At 70.2% G+C, this 15,367-nt stretch carries 14 protein-coding genes; 2 read left to right on the top strand and 12 right to left on the bottom strand.

The window, feature by feature from the left end:
• Positions 1-143: 143 nt before the first annotated feature.
• Positions 144-890, bottom strand: a complete 747-nt coding sequence (locus ACFWQC_RS23435; protein WP_378683619.1) for an L-threonylcarbamoyladenylate synthase — start codon at positions 888-890, stop codon at positions 144-146.
• Complete coding sequence (prmC, locus tag ACFWQC_RS23430; RefSeq protein ID WP_378683617.1) at positions 887-1,744, bottom strand: peptide chain release factor N(5)-glutamine methyltransferase; 858 nt, start codon at positions 1,742-1,744, stop codon at positions 887-889. Before prmC ends, ACFWQC_RS23435 begins: the two co-directional genes overlap by 4 nt.
• 175 nt (positions 1,745-1,919) lie before the next feature.
• Here prmC and ACFWQC_RS23425 point away from each other — a divergent pair, with 175 nt between their 5' ends.
• On the top strand, positions 1,920-2,849 hold the full coding sequence (locus ACFWQC_RS23425) for a hypothetical protein (protein WP_378683615.1): 930 nt from the start codon (positions 1,920-1,922) through the stop codon (positions 2,847-2,849).
• Between the two features lie 66 nt (positions 2,850-2,915).
• Here ACFWQC_RS23425 and prfA read toward each other — a convergent pair whose 3' ends face one another.
• The 8 genes from prfA to ACFWQC_RS23385 all read right to left on the bottom strand — a co-directional run bounded on the left by prfA (position 2,916) and on the right by ACFWQC_RS23385 (position 11,521).
• Complete coding sequence (gene prfA, locus ACFWQC_RS23420; RefSeq protein WP_355019010.1) at positions 2,916-3,995, bottom strand: peptide chain release factor 1; 1,080 nt, start codon at positions 3,993-3,995, stop codon at positions 2,916-2,918.
• An 87-nt stretch (positions 3,996-4,082) separates the two neighbouring features.
• A complete protein-coding gene (gene rpmE, locus ACFWQC_RS23415; RefSeq protein ID WP_350832694.1) occupies positions 4,083-4,295 on the bottom strand; it encodes a 50S ribosomal protein L31 in 213 nt (70 codons plus the stop codon).
• Between the two features lie 132 nt (positions 4,296-4,427).
• Positions 4,428-6,251 (bottom strand): transcription termination factor Rho, encoded by a 1,824-nt coding sequence (rho, locus tag ACFWQC_RS23410; protein ID WP_378683611.1) that lies wholly within the window; start codon positions 6,249-6,251, stop codon positions 4,428-4,430.
• A 213-nt stretch (positions 6,252-6,464) separates the two neighbouring features.
• Positions 6,465-7,442 carry a homoserine kinase gene (thrB, locus tag ACFWQC_RS23405; RefSeq protein WP_378683609.1) on the bottom strand — a complete coding sequence of 326 codons (978 nt, stop codon included), beginning with the start codon at positions 7,440-7,442 and terminating at the stop codon, positions 6,465-6,467.
• A gap of 5 nt (positions 7,443-7,447) precedes the next feature.
• Positions 7,448-8,551, bottom strand: a complete 1,104-nt coding sequence (gene thrC / locus ACFWQC_RS23400) for a threonine synthase (RefSeq protein WP_378683607.1) — start codon at positions 8,549-8,551, stop codon at positions 7,448-7,450.
• Positions 8,551-9,864 (bottom strand): homoserine dehydrogenase, encoded by a 1,314-nt coding sequence (locus tag ACFWQC_RS23395; protein ID WP_378683604.1) that lies wholly within the window; start codon positions 9,862-9,864, stop codon positions 8,551-8,553. Before ACFWQC_RS23395 ends, thrC begins: the two co-directional genes overlap by 1 nt.
• 75 nt (positions 9,865-9,939) lie before the next feature.
• A complete protein-coding gene (locus ACFWQC_RS23390; protein ID WP_378683601.1) occupies positions 9,940-10,884 on the bottom strand; it encodes an alcohol dehydrogenase catalytic domain-containing protein in 945 nt (314 codons plus the stop codon).
• 70 nt (positions 10,885-10,954) lie between these two features.
• Complete coding sequence (locus tag ACFWQC_RS23385) at positions 10,955-11,521, bottom strand: hypothetical protein (protein WP_378683599.1); 567 nt, start codon at positions 11,519-11,521, stop codon at positions 10,955-10,957.
• Positions 11,522-11,698: 177 nt separating this feature from the next.
• Between ACFWQC_RS23385 and ACFWQC_RS23380 the strand changes: the two genes are divergently transcribed.
• Positions 11,699-12,271: a hypothetical protein gene (locus ACFWQC_RS23380; RefSeq protein WP_378683597.1), complete on the top strand. Its 573-nt coding sequence runs from the start codon at positions 11,699-11,701 to the stop codon at positions 12,269-12,271.
• Positions 12,272-12,290: 19 nt separating this feature from the next.
• Here the strand turns inward: ACFWQC_RS23380 and lysA are convergent, their stop codons facing one another.
• Positions 12,291-13,676, bottom strand: a complete 1,386-nt coding sequence (gene lysA / locus ACFWQC_RS23375) for a diaminopimelate decarboxylase (protein WP_378683594.1) — start codon at positions 13,674-13,676, stop codon at positions 12,291-12,293.
• Positions 13,676-15,340: an arginine--tRNA ligase gene (gene argS, locus ACFWQC_RS23370; RefSeq protein ID WP_378683591.1), complete on the bottom strand. Its 1,665-nt coding sequence runs from the start codon at positions 15,338-15,340 to the stop codon at positions 13,676-13,678. The genes lysA and argS overlap by 1 nt, the downstream gene beginning before the upstream one ends.
• Between the last annotated feature and the right edge of the window lie 27 nt (positions 15,341-15,367).

Below are 15,367 nucleotides of genomic sequence, written 5' to 3'. Positions count from 1 at the left end.
CAGCCGCCGTCGCGAGCGTCGTCAGGCGCGTACGCTCGCAAGGCGCCGCTGCGAAGGCGGTCTGGTTGCACCGTCGAGCGGCGGCAACGCCGCGAGCGTGCGTGCATGGCGGCGCGTAGCAGGTGGCTGGTCATGGGTTCGGGTCACACTTCTGTGTCGGCGTCCGTGGCGGGCAGGTCGGTCTCGGGACCGTCGGTCTCGGGCATGTTGGCGGGGTCCGGATCGCCCGGCCGACGGATGGCGACGTCATGTTTGGCGAGGATCTCGTTGATCCGGTCGATGCTGATCGCACCCTCCCGCAGGACCTTCGGCTCGTCACCGGTGGCGGAGACGATCGTGGACGCCTCACCGACCGGCGACTCGCCCCCGTCGATGATGGCCTTGACCATCTTGCCGAGCATCTCGTCGGCCTGGTCGGCGTTGGTGGCAGCGGGCTTCGTGGTGCGGTTGGCCGAGCTGGTCGCCAGTGGACCGACCCGGTCGATGATGCGGCGCAGGATGTCGGAGTCGGGGATGCGTACGGCCACGGTCTGGCGGGCCTCGCCGAGGTCCCACTGCAGCGACGGCTGCTGGTGGAACACGACCGTCAGGGCGCCGGGCCACAGCTCCTCGACGAGACTGCGCGCCCAGTCGGGGATCCGTGTCGCGAGGGCGTCGAGGGTGGCGACGTTGGAGATCAGCACCGGCGGCGGCATCGAGCGGCCGCGGCCCTTGGCGGCGAGCAGACCGGCCACGGCACCCTTGTCGAACGCGTCGGCGGCGATGCCGTAGACCGTGTCGGTCGGCACGACCACGAGCTCGCCGGCCTGAAGGGCAGCCACAGCAGCATCGATCGCCTCGGTCTGCTCGTCCTCGGTCGCGATCGGGTAGCGCTCAGTCACAGTGCTCATGTTGCCAGTTGTGCGGTCGTGAAGCGCGGACGGCCTGCCAGATCGAGATGATCGCGTACATCCTGCCATCTTCCGGTGGCGGCGAAGACCGCCGGAGCGCCACCGTTGTGACCGTCCGGGCCCTGCTCGTCGGCGTGCTCGAAGCCGACCACTCCCCCGGGCCTGAGCAGCTCGGCTGCCCGCCGTTCCAGGACGCGGATCGCGTCCAGCCCGTCCTGTCCGGAGAAGAGCGCGAGGTCGGGGTCGTGGTCGCGCGCCTCGGCGGCGACCGACTCCCAGGCTTCGAGCGGGATGTACGGCGGATTGCAGACGAGCACGTCGACACTGCCGTCCAGGTCGGCGAACTCGTCGGCCATGTCGCCCTGCCGGAGGTCCACGCCGGTGCCGGTCAGGTTGCGTACGGCCCACGGGTAGGCGTCCTCGGAGAGCTCGACCGCGTGCACCTCGGCGCTCGGGACCTCGTCGGCGATGCTCTTGGCGATCGCTCCCGATCCGGTGCAGAGGTCGACGACGACGGGTGCGTCGATCGCGGTGGCCCGGTCGATCGCCCAGCCGGCGAGCAGCTCGGTCTCGGGCCGCGGCACGAAGACGCCCGGACCGACCGCGAGCTCGACGTGCCGGAAGTACGCGACCCCGGTCAGGTGCTGCAACGGCTCGCGTTCCGCGCGGCGGGCGAGCAGGTCCGCGTAGGCCTTCTCCTGGTGCTCCGCCACGTCGTCGACGAGGAAGAGGCGGTTGCGGTCGGTGTCGAGGACATGGGCCAACAAGATGGCCGCATCGGCGTCCGGGCTCTCGACTCCGGCATCTGCGAGCTGCTTTCGGGCACTTGCCAGAAGTGTTCGCGGGGCGGTCATGGGCAACTGCTCCTGAATGTGTTAGTCATGCTTTACCCGGCTGAGGGTAACGTTCGGGCGCCTCAACGGTTCTTCCGGTCATATCGGGGAACGCGGGACTGGCCGCACACCTCGTCGGGCGCTGTGCTGCCCCACCATCACACCCGAGATCTCCCCCGGAAGGAAACATCACCCCATGAAGTGGCTTTTGCTGCTTGCACTCATCCTCGTCCTCGCCCTCCTGATCTGGTTCTTCTTCGGACGCCCGATCCGCAAGGACGCCAAGGCCGCACACCGAGTCGACAAGGACCACCCGACCGCCGAGGACACCAGCGCGCCCGTCGCCGCTGCCGCCGTCCCCGCCGAGGCGTCCGTGGCCGAGCCGGCTGACGAGACTCCTGCTACCGAGGCTCCCGCGGTTGAGGAGCCCGCAGCCGAAGAGTCCACCGAGGCTGCCGTCGAGGCCGAGGTCACCGAGACCGCCACGGCCGACGTGACCGAAGCGGACACCGCGGCTGTCGTCGCGGAGGCCGAGAGCGTCACCGCGGCCGCTGCCGCCGCTGACGCGACCGAGGCTCCGGAAGAGGATGTCCCCGCTGCGGCCGAGCCGGAGGCCGCCCCGGCCGCCGAGGCGCCCGCCGCGACCAAGGACGCTCCCTACCCCGGCGCGGTGCTGCCGGCTGCTGATGGAAGCAGCTCGGACGCGGCGTACGACATCAAGGGCAGCAGCGGGAAGAAGTACCACACGACGGCGAGCCCCTACTACGGCCGTACGAAGGCAGCCGTCTACTTCGACTCCGTGGAGTCGGCCGAGGCGGCCGGGTTCATCGGGGCGAGCAGCGACTTCTACGACCGCAGCAAGAAGGCCGACACCGCCGAGACCGACCAGCCGCTGCCGCCGGCGAGCAGCTACGGCGCAGGCAGCGCCGACCCGCTCGAGGACGGCTCCAGCCCGCACCCGGCGTACGTCGTGAAGGGCAACATCCGCAAGGACGGCGCGAAGCGCTACCACACTTCCGCGAGCACGGCCTTCAAGCGGACCCAGCCCGAGGTCTGGTTCGACAGCGAGGCCTCCGCCGAGGCCGCCGGTTTCGTCGTGGGCTTCAAGAAGAAGGCCAACGCCTGATCCACCGCTAAACAATCGAAGGTCGCAGTCACCCGGTGACTGCGACCTTCGAGTTTGCGAAAGGCCTCAGGAGTCGAGCGAGGCCAGGCGGGCCGCCAGATCGGCGTCCACGGCGCTGCCGATCACCGGCTCCAGGTCGCCGTCGAGGACATGGTCGAGGTTGTAGGACTTGTAGCCGGTGCGGTGGTCGGAGATGCGGTTCTCCGGGAAGTTGTAGGTGCGGATGCGCTCGGAGCGGTCGACCGTGCGCACCTGGGAGCGGCGGGCGTCGGAGGCTTCCGCGTCGGCAGCGTCCTGGGCCGCCTGGAGCAGGCGCGAGCGGAGCACACGCATGGCCTGCTCCTTGTTCTGCAGCTGCGACTTCTCGTTCTGCATCGAGACGACGATGCCGGTGGGGATGTGGGTGATCCGGACCGCCGAGTCGGTGGTGTTGACCGACTGGCCGCCGGGGCCCGAAGAGCGGTAGACGTCGATGCGGAGGTCGTTGTCGTTGATCTCGACATCGATGGGCTCGGCCTCGGGAACCACCAGGACACCGGCGGCAGAGGTGTGCACGCGGCCCTGCGACTCGGTGACCGGCACCCGCTGGACACGGTGTACGCCGCCCTCGAACTTGAGCAGCGCGTAGGGCGCCCGGCCGGGCTCGGAGGTCCCCTTCGCCTTCACCGCGACGGTGACCGACTTGTAGCCGCCGAGGTCGGACTCGTTGGCATCGAGAAACTCGAGCTTCCAGCCCTGACGCTCGGCATAGCGCGTGTACATCCGCAGCAGGTCCCCGGCGAACAGCGCCGACTCCTCACCGCCCTCCCCCGACTTCACCTCGAGGATGGCGTCCTTGTCGTCGGTCGGGTCGCGGGGCACGAGCAGGCGACGCAGCCGCTCCTCGGCCTCCTCGCGCTGAGGCACCAGCGCGTCGGCCTCCTCGGCGAACGCGGGGTCCTCCCCCGCCAGCTCACGGGCGGCCTCGATGTCGTCACCGAGCTGCTGCCAGGAGTGGTAGGCGTCGATGATCGAGCTCAGCTCGGCGTACCGCTGGTTGAGTTTCTTCGCCAGGCGCGCGTCGGCATGGGTCTCGGGCTCGGCAAGCCGCTTCTCGAGGCCCTCGTGCTCCTCGATCAGCCCTTCGACCGCTTCGAACTGTGACATCTCCGCCTCGCTTCGTACGCCTGTGAAACCCTTCAAACACACCAGCGCCGGCCACCCGCGGATGCAGGGGCCGGCGCTGAGAAGCAGCTACTTGTTGCGCTTGCCGAAGCGAGCCTCGAAGCGAGCCACGCGACCGCCGGTGTCGAGGATCTTCTGCTTACCCGTGTAGAACGGGTGGCAGTTGGAGCACACGTCGGCGCGGATGGCGCCCTCGGCCACGGTGCTGCGGGTGGTGAACGAGTTGCCGCAGGTGCAGGTGACCTGGGTCTCGACGTAAGTCGGGTGGATGTCGGTCTTCATGAGGTTCCTCTCAAGACATTGGGTTCCGGGTCGCCACCGCAGGTTGCGAGACGTGAACCGGCACCGAGGATTCAGTGTATGTGAACGCCTGGGGCCGCCAATAATTCCCGGCGGCCCCGACGCACATCGCAATCAGCTCTTGGCGCGTTGTGTCGAGCTCGTCGAGATGACCTCGTTGAGCAGCACCATGTTGGTGGCCGAACCGGCGACCTTCTCGACCAGCACCGAGGCGGCCTTGGCGCCCTCGAGGGTGGCCAGCGAGGCGCGCAGCTTGCGCACCGCGTCACCCTCGCCACCGGTGAAGAGCAGGTCGTCGCGGCGGGTGCCGGAGGCGTTGACGTCGACGGCGGGGAAGATTCCGGCCTCCGCGTACTCCTCGCTCAGGCGCAGCTCGGAGTTGGCGGTGTCCTTGAAGGCCTCGAAGATGATCTCGTCGGTCTTGGAACCGGTCTCGACCGCGGCTGTGGCCAGGATGGTCAGCGAACCGCCGTCCTCGACGTTGCGAGCCGCACCGAAGAACCGCTTGGTCGGGTAGAGCGCCGCGGAGTCGACGCCGCCACCGAGGATCCGGCCCGACGCCGGGACCGAGAGGTTGTACGCCTTGCCCAGGCGGGTGAGTCCGTCGAGCAGGACGACCACGTCGTGGCCGAGCTCGACCAGGCGCTTGGCCCGCTCGATGGCCAGCTCGGCGACCACGGTGTGGTCGGCGGGCTGCCGGTCGAAGGTGGAGGCGATGACCTCGCCCTTGACGCTGCGCTCGAAGTCGGTGACCTCCTCCGGGCGCTCGTCGACGAGCACCACCATCAGGTGGCACTCGGGGTTGTTGGCGGTGATCGCTCCGGCGATCGCCTGCAGGACGGTCGTCTTGCCGGCCTTCGACGGCGAGGCGATCAGGCCACGCTGGCCCTTGCCGATCGGCGCGACCAGGTCGATGACCCGGCCGGTGACCGGGTCGGAGCCACCCTCGAGGCGGAGCCGCTGGTCGGGGTGAACCGGGGCGAGCTTGTCGAACTCGACGCGGTGCCTGGCGACCTCGGGGTCGGCACCGTTGACCGAGTCGATGCGCACCATCGGGTTGTACTTCTCCTTGCGCTCGCCCTCGCGGGGCTGGCGCACCTGACCGACGATCGCGTCACCACGGCGCAGGCCGAGGCGCTTGACGAGCGACAGGGAGAGGTAGACGTCGTCGGGTCCGGGCAGGTAGCCGGAGGTGCGGACGAAGGCGTAGTTGTCGAGTACGTCCAGGATGCCCGCCGCGGGCACGAGCACGTCGTCCTCGAGGACGGTCGTGTCCGGCTCGCCGCGACCCGGGCGGCTGCGGTCGCGGTCGCGGCCACGACGGCGCCGGTTTCGGCGGCTGCCGCCCTCGCCGTCGTCATCGCCAGCGTCGTCGGCCGAGTCGGCCGGCCGCTCCTTCTGGGCGTCCTCGTTCTTCTTCTCGGCGGCAGGCTGGCCGGCCTTGGCCGGACCCTTGTTCTGGCCACCACCGGCGGACTGACCGGACTGACCCGACTGACCCGACTGGCCGGACTGACCCGACTGACCGCCCTGGCCTTGGCCGCCGGTCTTGTTCTGGTTGCGCTGGCGACGCGGGCGCTGGGTGCCCTCGTTACCGGCGTCAGCAGCCTCGGCGGACTTCTCCGCGGGCTTCTCGGCCTTCTCGGCCGGCTTCTCGGCCGGCTTCTCTGCGGTCTTCTCCGCAGGCTTCTCAGCGGCAGGCTTCTCAGCGGCAGGCTTCTCGGCGGCGACAGGCTTCTCGGCCCGCTCCGCCGGCGCCGACTGCGCCCGGCTGCTCTGTGCAGCCTTGATCGCGTCGATCAGCTGGGCCTTCTTCATCGAGTTCGCCCCGGTGATACCCATACCGTTCGCCATCGCCTTGAGGTCGGCGAGGAGCATTCCGCCAAGGCCACCGCGCTTCTTCGGGGCTCCGTTCGGCTCCGGCGCAGTGGATTCCATGGTTTCAGTCACGTGAGTCCTTTCCCACGTATCGCCGATCGGCGTACGACGCCGACGGCTCGTTTGTCAGAACCCCTGACGCGCCGATGCGCGCCAAACGAAGTGGCACGGCACGAAAGGGGGATCGCACATTCGCAGACCTGAACGGCCCAACGGATGTATCCCCAGGCTAACACGCATGGCACCCCTCACAGCAGGGGCCCGGAACGCGGGTCAGAGGATGCGTACGCCGTCCATGTCGACGCTCAACGCATGGCAGGCCCAGCCCTCGGGGCAGCGGGCGGCGAGCTTGCTGGTCTCGGCGGACTCGACCCCGCTGCTGAACGCCAGGACCGTGGGCCCCGCGCCCGAGACGATCGCCGCGACGCCGTCGGCGCGCAGCTCGTCGACCAGGGCGAGCGACTCCGGCATGGCGGGTCGGCGGTACTCCTGGTGCAGGAAGTCGCGGGTTGCGCGGTGCAGGTGTTCGGGTGCATCGCTCAAAGCCGCGACCAGCAGAGCCGTACGTCCCGCGTCGGCCGCCGCGTCGGAGTGCGGGACGGTGTCGGGCAGCAGCCCGCGGGCGGCCTTGGTCTCGACGCCGGTCGGGGGGACGAAGACCACGACGCTGACCCTCGGGTCGACGGCGGTGCGGACAGCAAAACAGTGCTGTCCTGCGGACCCTCCTGAGCTTGTCGAAGGGCCTGTCGGCGAGACGTCGTCGTCACCCGCGATCGTGAAGCCGCCGTGGAATGCGGGCGCCACGTTGTCGGGGTGGCCCTCGATCTCGGCCGCCTTCTGGAACAGGGTGTCGTCGTCGAGGATCAGCTCTCCCCCGGCGACCAGGGCGCGAGCGAGCACGAGGCCGCCGATGATCGCGGCCGAGGACGAGCCCAGGCCGCGCGCGTGCGGGATCCGGTTGCGACAGTGCAGCCGCAGACCGGCCGGCTGCTTGCCGATGATCTCGAAGGCGGCCCGCATGGAGCGCACGACGAGGTGGGACTCGTCGAGCGGGACCGTACCCTCGCCCGCACCCTCGACGGTGACCTCCAACGTCCCGCCCGGCACGCGGTGGATCGAGCTTGTCGAGATCACCTCGCCGGTGAGCTCGTCACGCAGGTCGAGCGCCAGCCCCAGCGAGTCGTAGCCGGGGCCGAGGTTGGCGGAGGTGGCCGGGACGGTGACGGTCACCGGGCCTTCTACGAACGTCATCGGTGCTACACGAGCCCGGCTGCGGCCGCCGCGGCCTCGAGGTCGGCGTCGATGATGGTCTCGGGCAGCTCACCGAAGAACTCCAGCGCGGTGGCGGTGTCCTTGAGACCGTGGCCGGTGACGGTGATGACCGTGGTGGCTCCGGCGTAGGTCTCCCCCGCCTCGAGGTCGGCGAGGAGCCCGGCGACACCGGCCGCCGAGGCGGGCTCGACGAAGACGCCGTCGTTGCGGGCCAGCAGCGACTGGGCGGAGAGGATCTGCTCGTCGGAGAGCGCGCGGAAGCGGCCACCGGACTTGGCGGCCGCGGCCTCGGCGAGCTGCCACGAGGCCGGGTTGCCGATGCGGATCGCGGTCGCCTTGGTCTCGGGGTGCTCGACGGGGTGGCCGAGCACGAGCGGCGCGGCGCCCTCGGCTTGGAAGGCCCGCATGACCGGGGTCTTGGTGGCGTGGCCGGCCGCTGCGTACTGCTCGTAGCCGAGCCAGTAGGCGGAGAGGTTGCCGGCGTTGCCGATGGGCATGAGGTGGTAGTCAGGGGCGTCGCCCAGGCGGTCGACGACCTCGAAAGACGCCGTCTTCTGGCCCTCGAGACGGACCGGGTTGACGGAGTTGACCAGCGCGACCGGGTAGCTGTCGGCGAGGGCGCGAGACAGCTTGAGGCAGTCGTCGAAGTTGCCGCGTACCTTGACCACCTCGGCGCCGTGGACCAGCGCCTGGGCCATCTTGGCGGCGCTGATCTTGCCGTTGGGGACGAGCACGACCGGGGTGATCCCGGCCTTGGCGGCGTACGCGGCCATCGAGGCCGACGTGTTTCCGGTCGAGGCGCAGACCACGGCCTTGGCGCCCTCGTGGACGGCAACGGAGATGGCCGCGGTCATGCCGCGGTCCTTGAACGAGCCGGTCGGGTTCTGGCCCTCGACCTTCAGCCACACCTCACCCTTGGTGGCGCCGGAGAGCCACTCGGAGTGGACCAGCGGGGTGCCGCCCTCGCCGAGCGTGACCGCGGGGGTGTCCTGGGGGATGTCGAGGAGGGTTCGGTACTCCTCGATCACGCCTCGCCACTGCTTTGTCGGGCCGACTCTGTTCATTGCCTCGGGCTTCGCTTCGGCCATCAGACTGCTCCTTCTACGCGCATCACCGAGGCGACGTCGCGGACGTACTCCATCTCGCGCAGGTGCTGCACGGTCGCCGCGAGCGCGGCATCGGGGGCCTCGTGGGAGACGACGACGAGCTGGGCGTCCTCTCCCCTGCCTTCTTGGCGTACGGCCTTGATCGAGACGCCGTGCTCGGAGAAGGCGGTCGCGACGGCGGCGAGCACACCGGCCTTGTCGGCCACGTCCAGGCTGACGTGGTAGCGGGTGACGGTCTCGCCCATCGGGCGCACCGCGCGGTCGGCGTACGCGGACTCGCCGAAGCCGCGGGTGCCGAGGACCTTGTTGCGGGCGATCGTGACCAGGTCGCCCAGGACGGCGCTCGCGGTGGGATCTCCGCCCGCGCCCTGGCCGTAGAACATCAGGTCGCCGGCCGAGGCGGACTCGACGAAGACGGCGTTGTAGGCGCCGCGTACGGTCGCCAGCGCGTGGGTGCGCGGGATCATCACCGGGTGGACGCGCACCGAGACGTCGTCGTCCTCGAGCTCGGCGATCGCGAGCAGCTTGACGACGCTGCCCATGGCCTTAGCCGAGGCGACGTCGCCGGCGGTCACCTCGGTGATGCCCTCGCGGTAGACGTCGCTGGCGGTCACCCGGGTGTGGAAGGCGAGGCTCGCCAGGATGGCGGCCTTGGCGGCGGCGTCGAAGCCCTCGACGTCGGCGGTCGGGTCGGCCTCGGCGTAGCCCAGCTCCTGGGCCTCGGCGAGGGCCTCCTCGAAGCCGGCACCGTAGGTGTCCATCTTGTCGAGGATGTAGTTGGTGGTGCCGTTGACGATGCCCATCACCTTGGTGACGTGGTCGCCGACGAGCGAGTCGCGCAGGGGGCGCAGGATCGGGATCGCGCCGGCGACCGCGGCCTCGTAGTAGAGGTCGGTGCCGGCCTTCTCGGCGGCCTCGTAGAGCGTCGGGCCGTCCTCGGCGAGCAGCGCCTTGTTGGCGGTGACGACGCTGGCGCCGTTCTCCAGCGCGGTGAGGATGAGGCCGCGGGCCGGCTCGATGCCGCCGATCACCTCGACCACGAGGTCGATGTCATCGCGGGCGACCAGGCCCTGGGCGTCCGTGGTGAGCAGCTCCGCAGGCACCTCGACGTCGCGAGGGGCGTCGAGGCGGCGTACGGCCACGCCCCTGATCTCCAGCGGCGCACCCACTCTGGCGGCGAGATCCGCATCGCCCTCGAGCAGGAGCCGGACCACCTGGGACCCCACCACACCGCAGCCGAGGACGGCGACGCCCAAGGGATCGACGGCGTGCGCGGTCGTCTTGTTGCTGCTCACGCGCCAAGGGTATCCGGGACAGGCTCCGGGGTCCGACTTCCGCTCTAGGCGCGGACACCTCCGCCGGGTTTCGGCTCAGGTCAGCAGCACGACCTTGCCGGTGGTCTCCCGGGCCTCGAGCGCACGATGGGCGGCCGCCGCCTCGGCCAGCGGGAACACGGTGCCGACGTACGGCCTGCGGGCGCCGTCCGCGGCAGCCTCGAGCGAGGCCTGCTCGAACTCCTTGATCCGGCCCTGGACCCAAGGTCCGAGGATGTCGATGATCTTCGCGGCACCCTCGTAGCCGTCCTGGTCGCCGGAGAACCGGACCATCCGTCCCTCCGGCTCGAGGTGGGCGTGGACCCGCCTGGGTACGTCACCGCCGAGCCCGTCGAGAAGGACCGTGATCCGGGGCTCCTCCGCGCGAAGCCGCTCCAGCCAGCCGTCCGTGCGGTAGTCGATCGCCGTCTGCGCGCCGAAGCCGCGGGCGATCTCGAGCTTGGCGTCAGAGCCCGCGAGCCCGACCGCGCGGGCGCCCGCGTTTCGGATGCCCTGGAGCAGGATCGCGCCCATGCCACCGGCGGCCGAGGTGACCACGACGACGTCGTCGGAACCGATCTGGGCGGCCTCGAGCACCGCGGCCGAGGTGCGACCGGTGCCGATCGCAGCCACGGCCTCGGCCGACTCCAGCCCGTCGGGACGTCGGTAGAGCCGGGTCGCGTCGGCAACCGCGAGCTCGGCGTAGCCGCCGCTGCTTCCCGGACCGAGATGCGCGACGACCCTCGCGCCCCGCCAGGTCTCGTCGACGCCCTCACCGAGTTCGTCGACCACGCCGGCGACCTCGCGGCCGGGAGTCATCGGGAGCTCCGGTCGCGGCATCGTCGCCGGCAGGTCGCCCGCTCGGATCGAGGTGTCGAGACGGTGGATCCCTGCGGCCTCCACCCTGATGCGTACCTGGCCCGGACCTGGTGTCGGGTCGGGCACCTCCCCGAGTCGCAGGACCTCCGGGCCGCCGAACTCGTGCTGTCTGATCGCTCGCATGACTCGAGTCAACATGCTCAAGCTCACTTGAGGTCAAGGGCTTTCCCCAAGCCTTGGATCAGCTCAGCCGTCAGGCGAGCTCCGGGATCGGCCGCAGCACCGCGGCGACATCACGCGCCAGACGTACGCGACGGAGCAGCTCCTCCGCGTCCGGCTCCACGTCGGTGGTGACCGTGATGGCATCGTCGCGGGCCACCACCCACAGCCGCTCGTCGACGACATGGCTGGCGAACCGGGACAGCGAGCGCGCATGCTCCTCGTCGGCGGCGATGACGGCACCGTCGGGGGTGGTCACGTTGGTCTTGGCGCGGAACTCCGGCGGGAAGAAGATCGGCGTGGGCACCCGGCCGGTGCCGGTGTTGCCCGAACCCGGCGAGAGCCCGATCATCGCGGCCGTCTTCGGCAGGTGGGCGGGGACCCGCACCACCACCCAGCGCGCCGGACGCCAGGGCCCCTTCCCGGGGGACGCCTTGCCGTGCCAGTACTCGACCAGGATCCCGTCGCAGGTGCCGTCGACGACGAGGTCGCAGCGCTCGGCGCGTACGTCCGGCCCCAGCACCTCCCACCGCACCGGCCGCTGCGCGGCGGCCTTGCCGGTGACCACCTGCCAGCCGAACGTGTGCGCCGCTCGGGACACGCTGTCCCGCCGCTCCTTCGTCAGCCGGGCGACAGACGCTCGCGGCACCTGGGACGGCGTCGCGAGCGGTCTCTCTGAGTAGACCCCCCTCGGCATGCGCCCCATCGTAGGCTCACGGACCCAGGGATTTCGGGAAGGCGAAACCGAATTTCGTACGCCACGCGGTTTGATGGGTGCGTGCTGTTCCCCAACGCCGACCTCGAGCGCATCCGCACCGGCGAGGTCGACCTCGCCTTCCGCCGCTGGAAACGTCCGATGCATGTCGCCGGCGGCCGCCAGCGCACCCGGATGGGTGTGGTCGAGTTCGTCTCCGTCTCACCCGTGTCCTGCGACACGCTGACCGACGAGGACGCCCGCCGGGCCGGCACCACCCTGGACGACCTGCTCGCCTTCCTGTCCCGCAAGGACGGCGAGGTCTACCGGATCGAGATGCGCTACGCCGGGGAGGACGAGCGGGTCGCGCTGCGCACCAAGCGCCCGGGAAAGACCGCGACCGCCGCGCTGGTCGCGAAGCTGGCCGACATGGACCAGCGCAGCCGCCGGGGACCGTGGACTCGGGAGCACCTGGAGCTCATCGAGGCTCGGCCCGGTGAGCTGGCCGAGACCATCGCGGCCTCGATCGGGCGGGAGAAGAAGCCGTTCAAGGCCGACATCCGCCGGCTCAAGGAGCTGGGGCTCACCGAGTCCCTCCCGGTCGGCTACCGCCTCTCACCGCGCGGGCGGGCGGTGCTGCGGGCGTTGCGGGCTTGAGCTGTCCCTTCGCGCCCGATCAGCCGAGGTCGGTCGCGAAGAGGTCGTCCTCGGTCTCCCGCCGGACGATCACCCGGGACTCACCGTCGCGTACGGCGACGACCGGGGGCCGCAGGGCGTGGTTGTAGTTGGAGGCCATCGAGCGGCCGTAGGCGCCGGTGCCCGGGACCGCGATCAGGTCACCGGGAGCGATGTCACCAGGCAGGAACTCGTGCTTGACCACGATGTCGCCGGCCTCGCAGTGCTTGCCGACGACGCGGCCGAGCACGGGACCGGCGGACGAGGACCGGCCGGCGAGGGTGGCGGAGTAGTCGGCGTCGTAGAGAGCCGTGCGGATGTTGTCGCTCATCCCGCCGTCGACGCTCACATACGTGCGGGTGACGCCGCCGTCGAGGGCGACCTCCTTGACCGTGCCGACCGTGTAGACGGTGCACATCGAGGGGCCGACGATGGCGCGACCCGGCTCGATCGAGAGATGCGGCACCGCGAGACCGAAGCCACGGCACTCGTGCTCGACGATCGCGGTGAGCTCCTCGGCCAGCGCCTTGGGAGTCGAGGGGTCGTCCTGGGTGGTGTAGGCGATGCCGAAGCCACCACCGAGGTCCATCTCGGGAAGCTCGGTGCCGAGCTCGTCCCGGATCCGCGCCTGCAGCGCGAGCACCCGCCGGGTGGCGACCTCGAAGCCGGAGGAGTCGAAGATCTGGGAGCCGATGTGGGAGTGGAGCCCGCGCATCTCGACGTTCGGGGCCTCCAGCAGCCGGCGTACGGCCTCGAAGGCGTCGCCCGACGAGATCGAGAAGCCGAACTTCTGGTCCTCGTGGGCGGTGGCGATGTATTCGTGGGTGTGGGCCTCGACGCCGGCGGTCACCCGCACCATCACCCGGGCGGTGATACCCGTCTCGGCGGCGATCGCGGCGACCCGCTCGACCTCGTCGAAGGAGTCGACGATGATCCGCCCGACGCCCGCGACGATCGCCCGGCGCAGCTCCATCGGGGTCTTGTTGTTGCCGTGGTAGCCGATCTTGGCCGGGTCCACCTCGGCGCGCAGCGCGACCGAGAGCTCACCGTTGGAGCAGACGTCGAGGCAGAGCCCCTCCTGCGCCACCCAGCGCGCCACCTCGGTGCACAGGAACGCCTTGCCGGCGTAATAGACGTCATAGCCCGTGAAGGCGTCACGGAACGCGCGGGCGCGCTCGCGGAAGTCGGCCTCGTCCAGGACGTACGCAGGGGTGTTGATGTTCGCGACCAGGTCGGGCACCGCGACACCCCCGACGGTGAGGACACCGTCGGTCTTCTCGGCCGTCGCCGACCACAGCGCCGGTACGAGGGCGTTGACGTCGTCGGGGGTCTTCAGCCATACCGGGGAGGTGCCGGTGAACGAGCCCGGCGATGCGTGGGACGTCATCACATGCGCTCCGGGGCCGAGACGCCGAGCAGCCCGAGGCCGTTGGCGAAGACGGTGCGGGCGGCGGAGACGAGTGCCAGCCGGGCCAGGTTGATGGGCGCCACCGGCTCGTCGCCCTTGGGCAGCATGCGGCAGTCGTCATCGTCGTACCAGCGGTGGAAGATCCCGGCGGTGTCCTCGAGGTAGCGGGCGACGCGGTGCGGCTCGCGCAGCTCGGCGGCGGTCGCGACCACGCGCGGCAGCTCGGCCAGCGCCCGCAGCAGCTCGCCCTCGCGCTCGTGGGTGAGCAGCTCCGGCTCGAAGGTGTCGAGGTCGATCTGCATGCCCAGGTCGGCCGCGTTGGCCATCATCCGGCAGGTGCGCGCGTGGACGTACTGCACGTAGTAGACCGGGTTGGCGCTGTCGGCCTTGGCCCACAGGTCGAGGTCGATGTCGATGTTGGAGTCGCTGGAGTAGCGCGCCAGCGCGTAGCGGGCCGCGTCCACCCCGATCGCCTCGACGATGTCGTCGATGGTGACCACGGTGCCGGCACGCTTCGACATCCGCATCGGCTGGCCGTCCCTGAGGAGGTTGACCATCTGGCCGATCAGGATCTCGAGGTTCTCGTGGGGCGTGTCGCCGAAGGCGGCGCACATCGCCATCATCCGGCCGACGTAGCCGTGGTGGTCGGCGCCCAGCATGATGAAGCAGCGGTCGAAGCCGCGCTCGCGCTTGTCGAGGTAGTAGGCGAGGTCGCCGGAGAAGTAGGCACCCTGACCGTCGGCCTTGATGACGACGCGGTCCTTGTCGTCACCGAACTTCTCGGTCGCCAGCCAGATCGCGCCGTCCTTCTCATAGACGTTGCCGAGCTCGCGGAGCTTCTCGATGGCGCGCTCCACGGCTCCGGACTTGTGGAGGTTGTCCTCGTGGAAGTAGACGTCGAAGTCGACGTTGAAGTCGTGCAGGCTCTGCTTGATCTCGGCGAACATCAGCTCCACGCCGATCGAGCGGAAGACCTCCTGCGGGTCGTCGCTCTCGAGCGCGTTGGGCTCCTTGGCGAGGACCTGCTTGGCGATCTCCTCGATGTACGCGCCGCCGTAGCCGTCCTCCGGGACCGGCTGGCCCTGGGCCCACGCCAGGAGCGAGCGCGCGAAGCGGTCGATCTGGCCGCCGTGGTCGTTGAAGTAGTACTCCCGGGTGACCTCGGCGCCGGACGCCTCCAGGACACGACCGAGCGCGTCCCCGACCGCGGCCCAGCGGACACCGCCGAGGTGCAGCGGGCCGGTCGGGTTGGCGGAGACGAACTCCAGGTTGATGTTGTGGCCGTTGAAGGAGCTGTTGTTGCCGTACGCAGCCCCCGCGGCGACGATCTCGCCCGCCAGCTTGCCCTGGGCACCAGCCTCGACGGAGATGTTCAGGAAGCCCGGACCGGCGATCTCGACGTCCGCGATCCCGTCGGTCGCCTTCAGCTTCTCGGCGACCTGCTCGCCCAGCGCACGCGGGTTCATCCCCGCCTTCTTGGCCAGCTGCAGCGCCACGTTGGTGGCGTAGTCGCCGTGCCCCTTCTGCCGGGGTCGCTCCACCGTGACAGTGCTCGGAACGCCGTCGGGAAGGGTGATCGCACCCTCATCGACGAGCGCGGTGAGGACATCGACGACCGCGGTGGAAAGCTGCTCAGGAGTCACGAGGTCCAGCGTATAAGCGCCAGTCGG

Source organism: Nocardioides sp. NPDC058538, assembly GCF_042719275.1.
Lineage (GTDB): Bacteria > Actinomycetota > Actinomycetes > Propionibacteriales > Nocardioidaceae > Nocardioides.
This window is presented reverse-complemented; position numbering and strand designations above follow the sequence as displayed.

What these genes read in the sequence shown, in the direction of transcription:
- ACFWQC_RS23435 (WP_378683619.1), bottom strand. Translation starts at nt 890, where the DNA reads ATGAGCACTGTGACTGAGCGCTACCCGATCGCGACCGAGGACGAGCAG.
- prmC (WP_378683617.1), bottom strand. Translation starts at nt 1,744, where the DNA reads ATGACCGCCCCGCGAACACTTCTGGCAAGTGCCCGAAAGCAGCTCGCA.
- ACFWQC_RS23425 (WP_378683615.1), top strand. Translation starts at nt 1,920, where the DNA reads ATGAAGTGGCTTTTGCTGCTTGCACTCATCCTCGTCCTCGCCCTCCTG.
- prfA (WP_355019010.1), bottom strand. Translation starts at nt 3,995, where the DNA reads ATGTCACAGTTCGAAGCGGTCGAAGGGCTGATCGAGGAGCACGAGGGC.
- rpmE (WP_350832694.1), bottom strand. Translation starts at nt 4,295, where the DNA reads ATGAAGACCGACATCCACCCGACTTACGTCGAGACCCAGGTCACCTGC.
- rho (WP_378683611.1), bottom strand. Translation starts at nt 6,251, where the DNA reads ATGGAATCCACTGCGCCGGAGCCGAACGGAGCCCCGAAGAAGCGCGGT.
- thrB (WP_378683609.1), bottom strand. Translation starts at nt 7,442, where the DNA reads ATGACGTTCGTAGAAGGCCCGGTGACCGTCACCGTCCCGGCCACCTCC.
- thrC (WP_378683607.1), bottom strand. Translation starts at nt 8,551, where the DNA reads ATGGCCGAAGCGAAGCCCGAGGCAATGAACAGAGTCGGCCCGACAAAG.
- ACFWQC_RS23390 (WP_378683601.1), bottom strand. Translation starts at nt 10,884, where the DNA reads ATGCGAGCGATCAGACAGCACGAGTTCGGCGGCCCGGAGGTCCTGCGA.
- lysA (WP_378683594.1), bottom strand. Translation starts at nt 13,676, where the DNA reads ATGACGTCCCACGCATCGCCGGGCTCGTTCACCGGCACCTCCCCGGTA.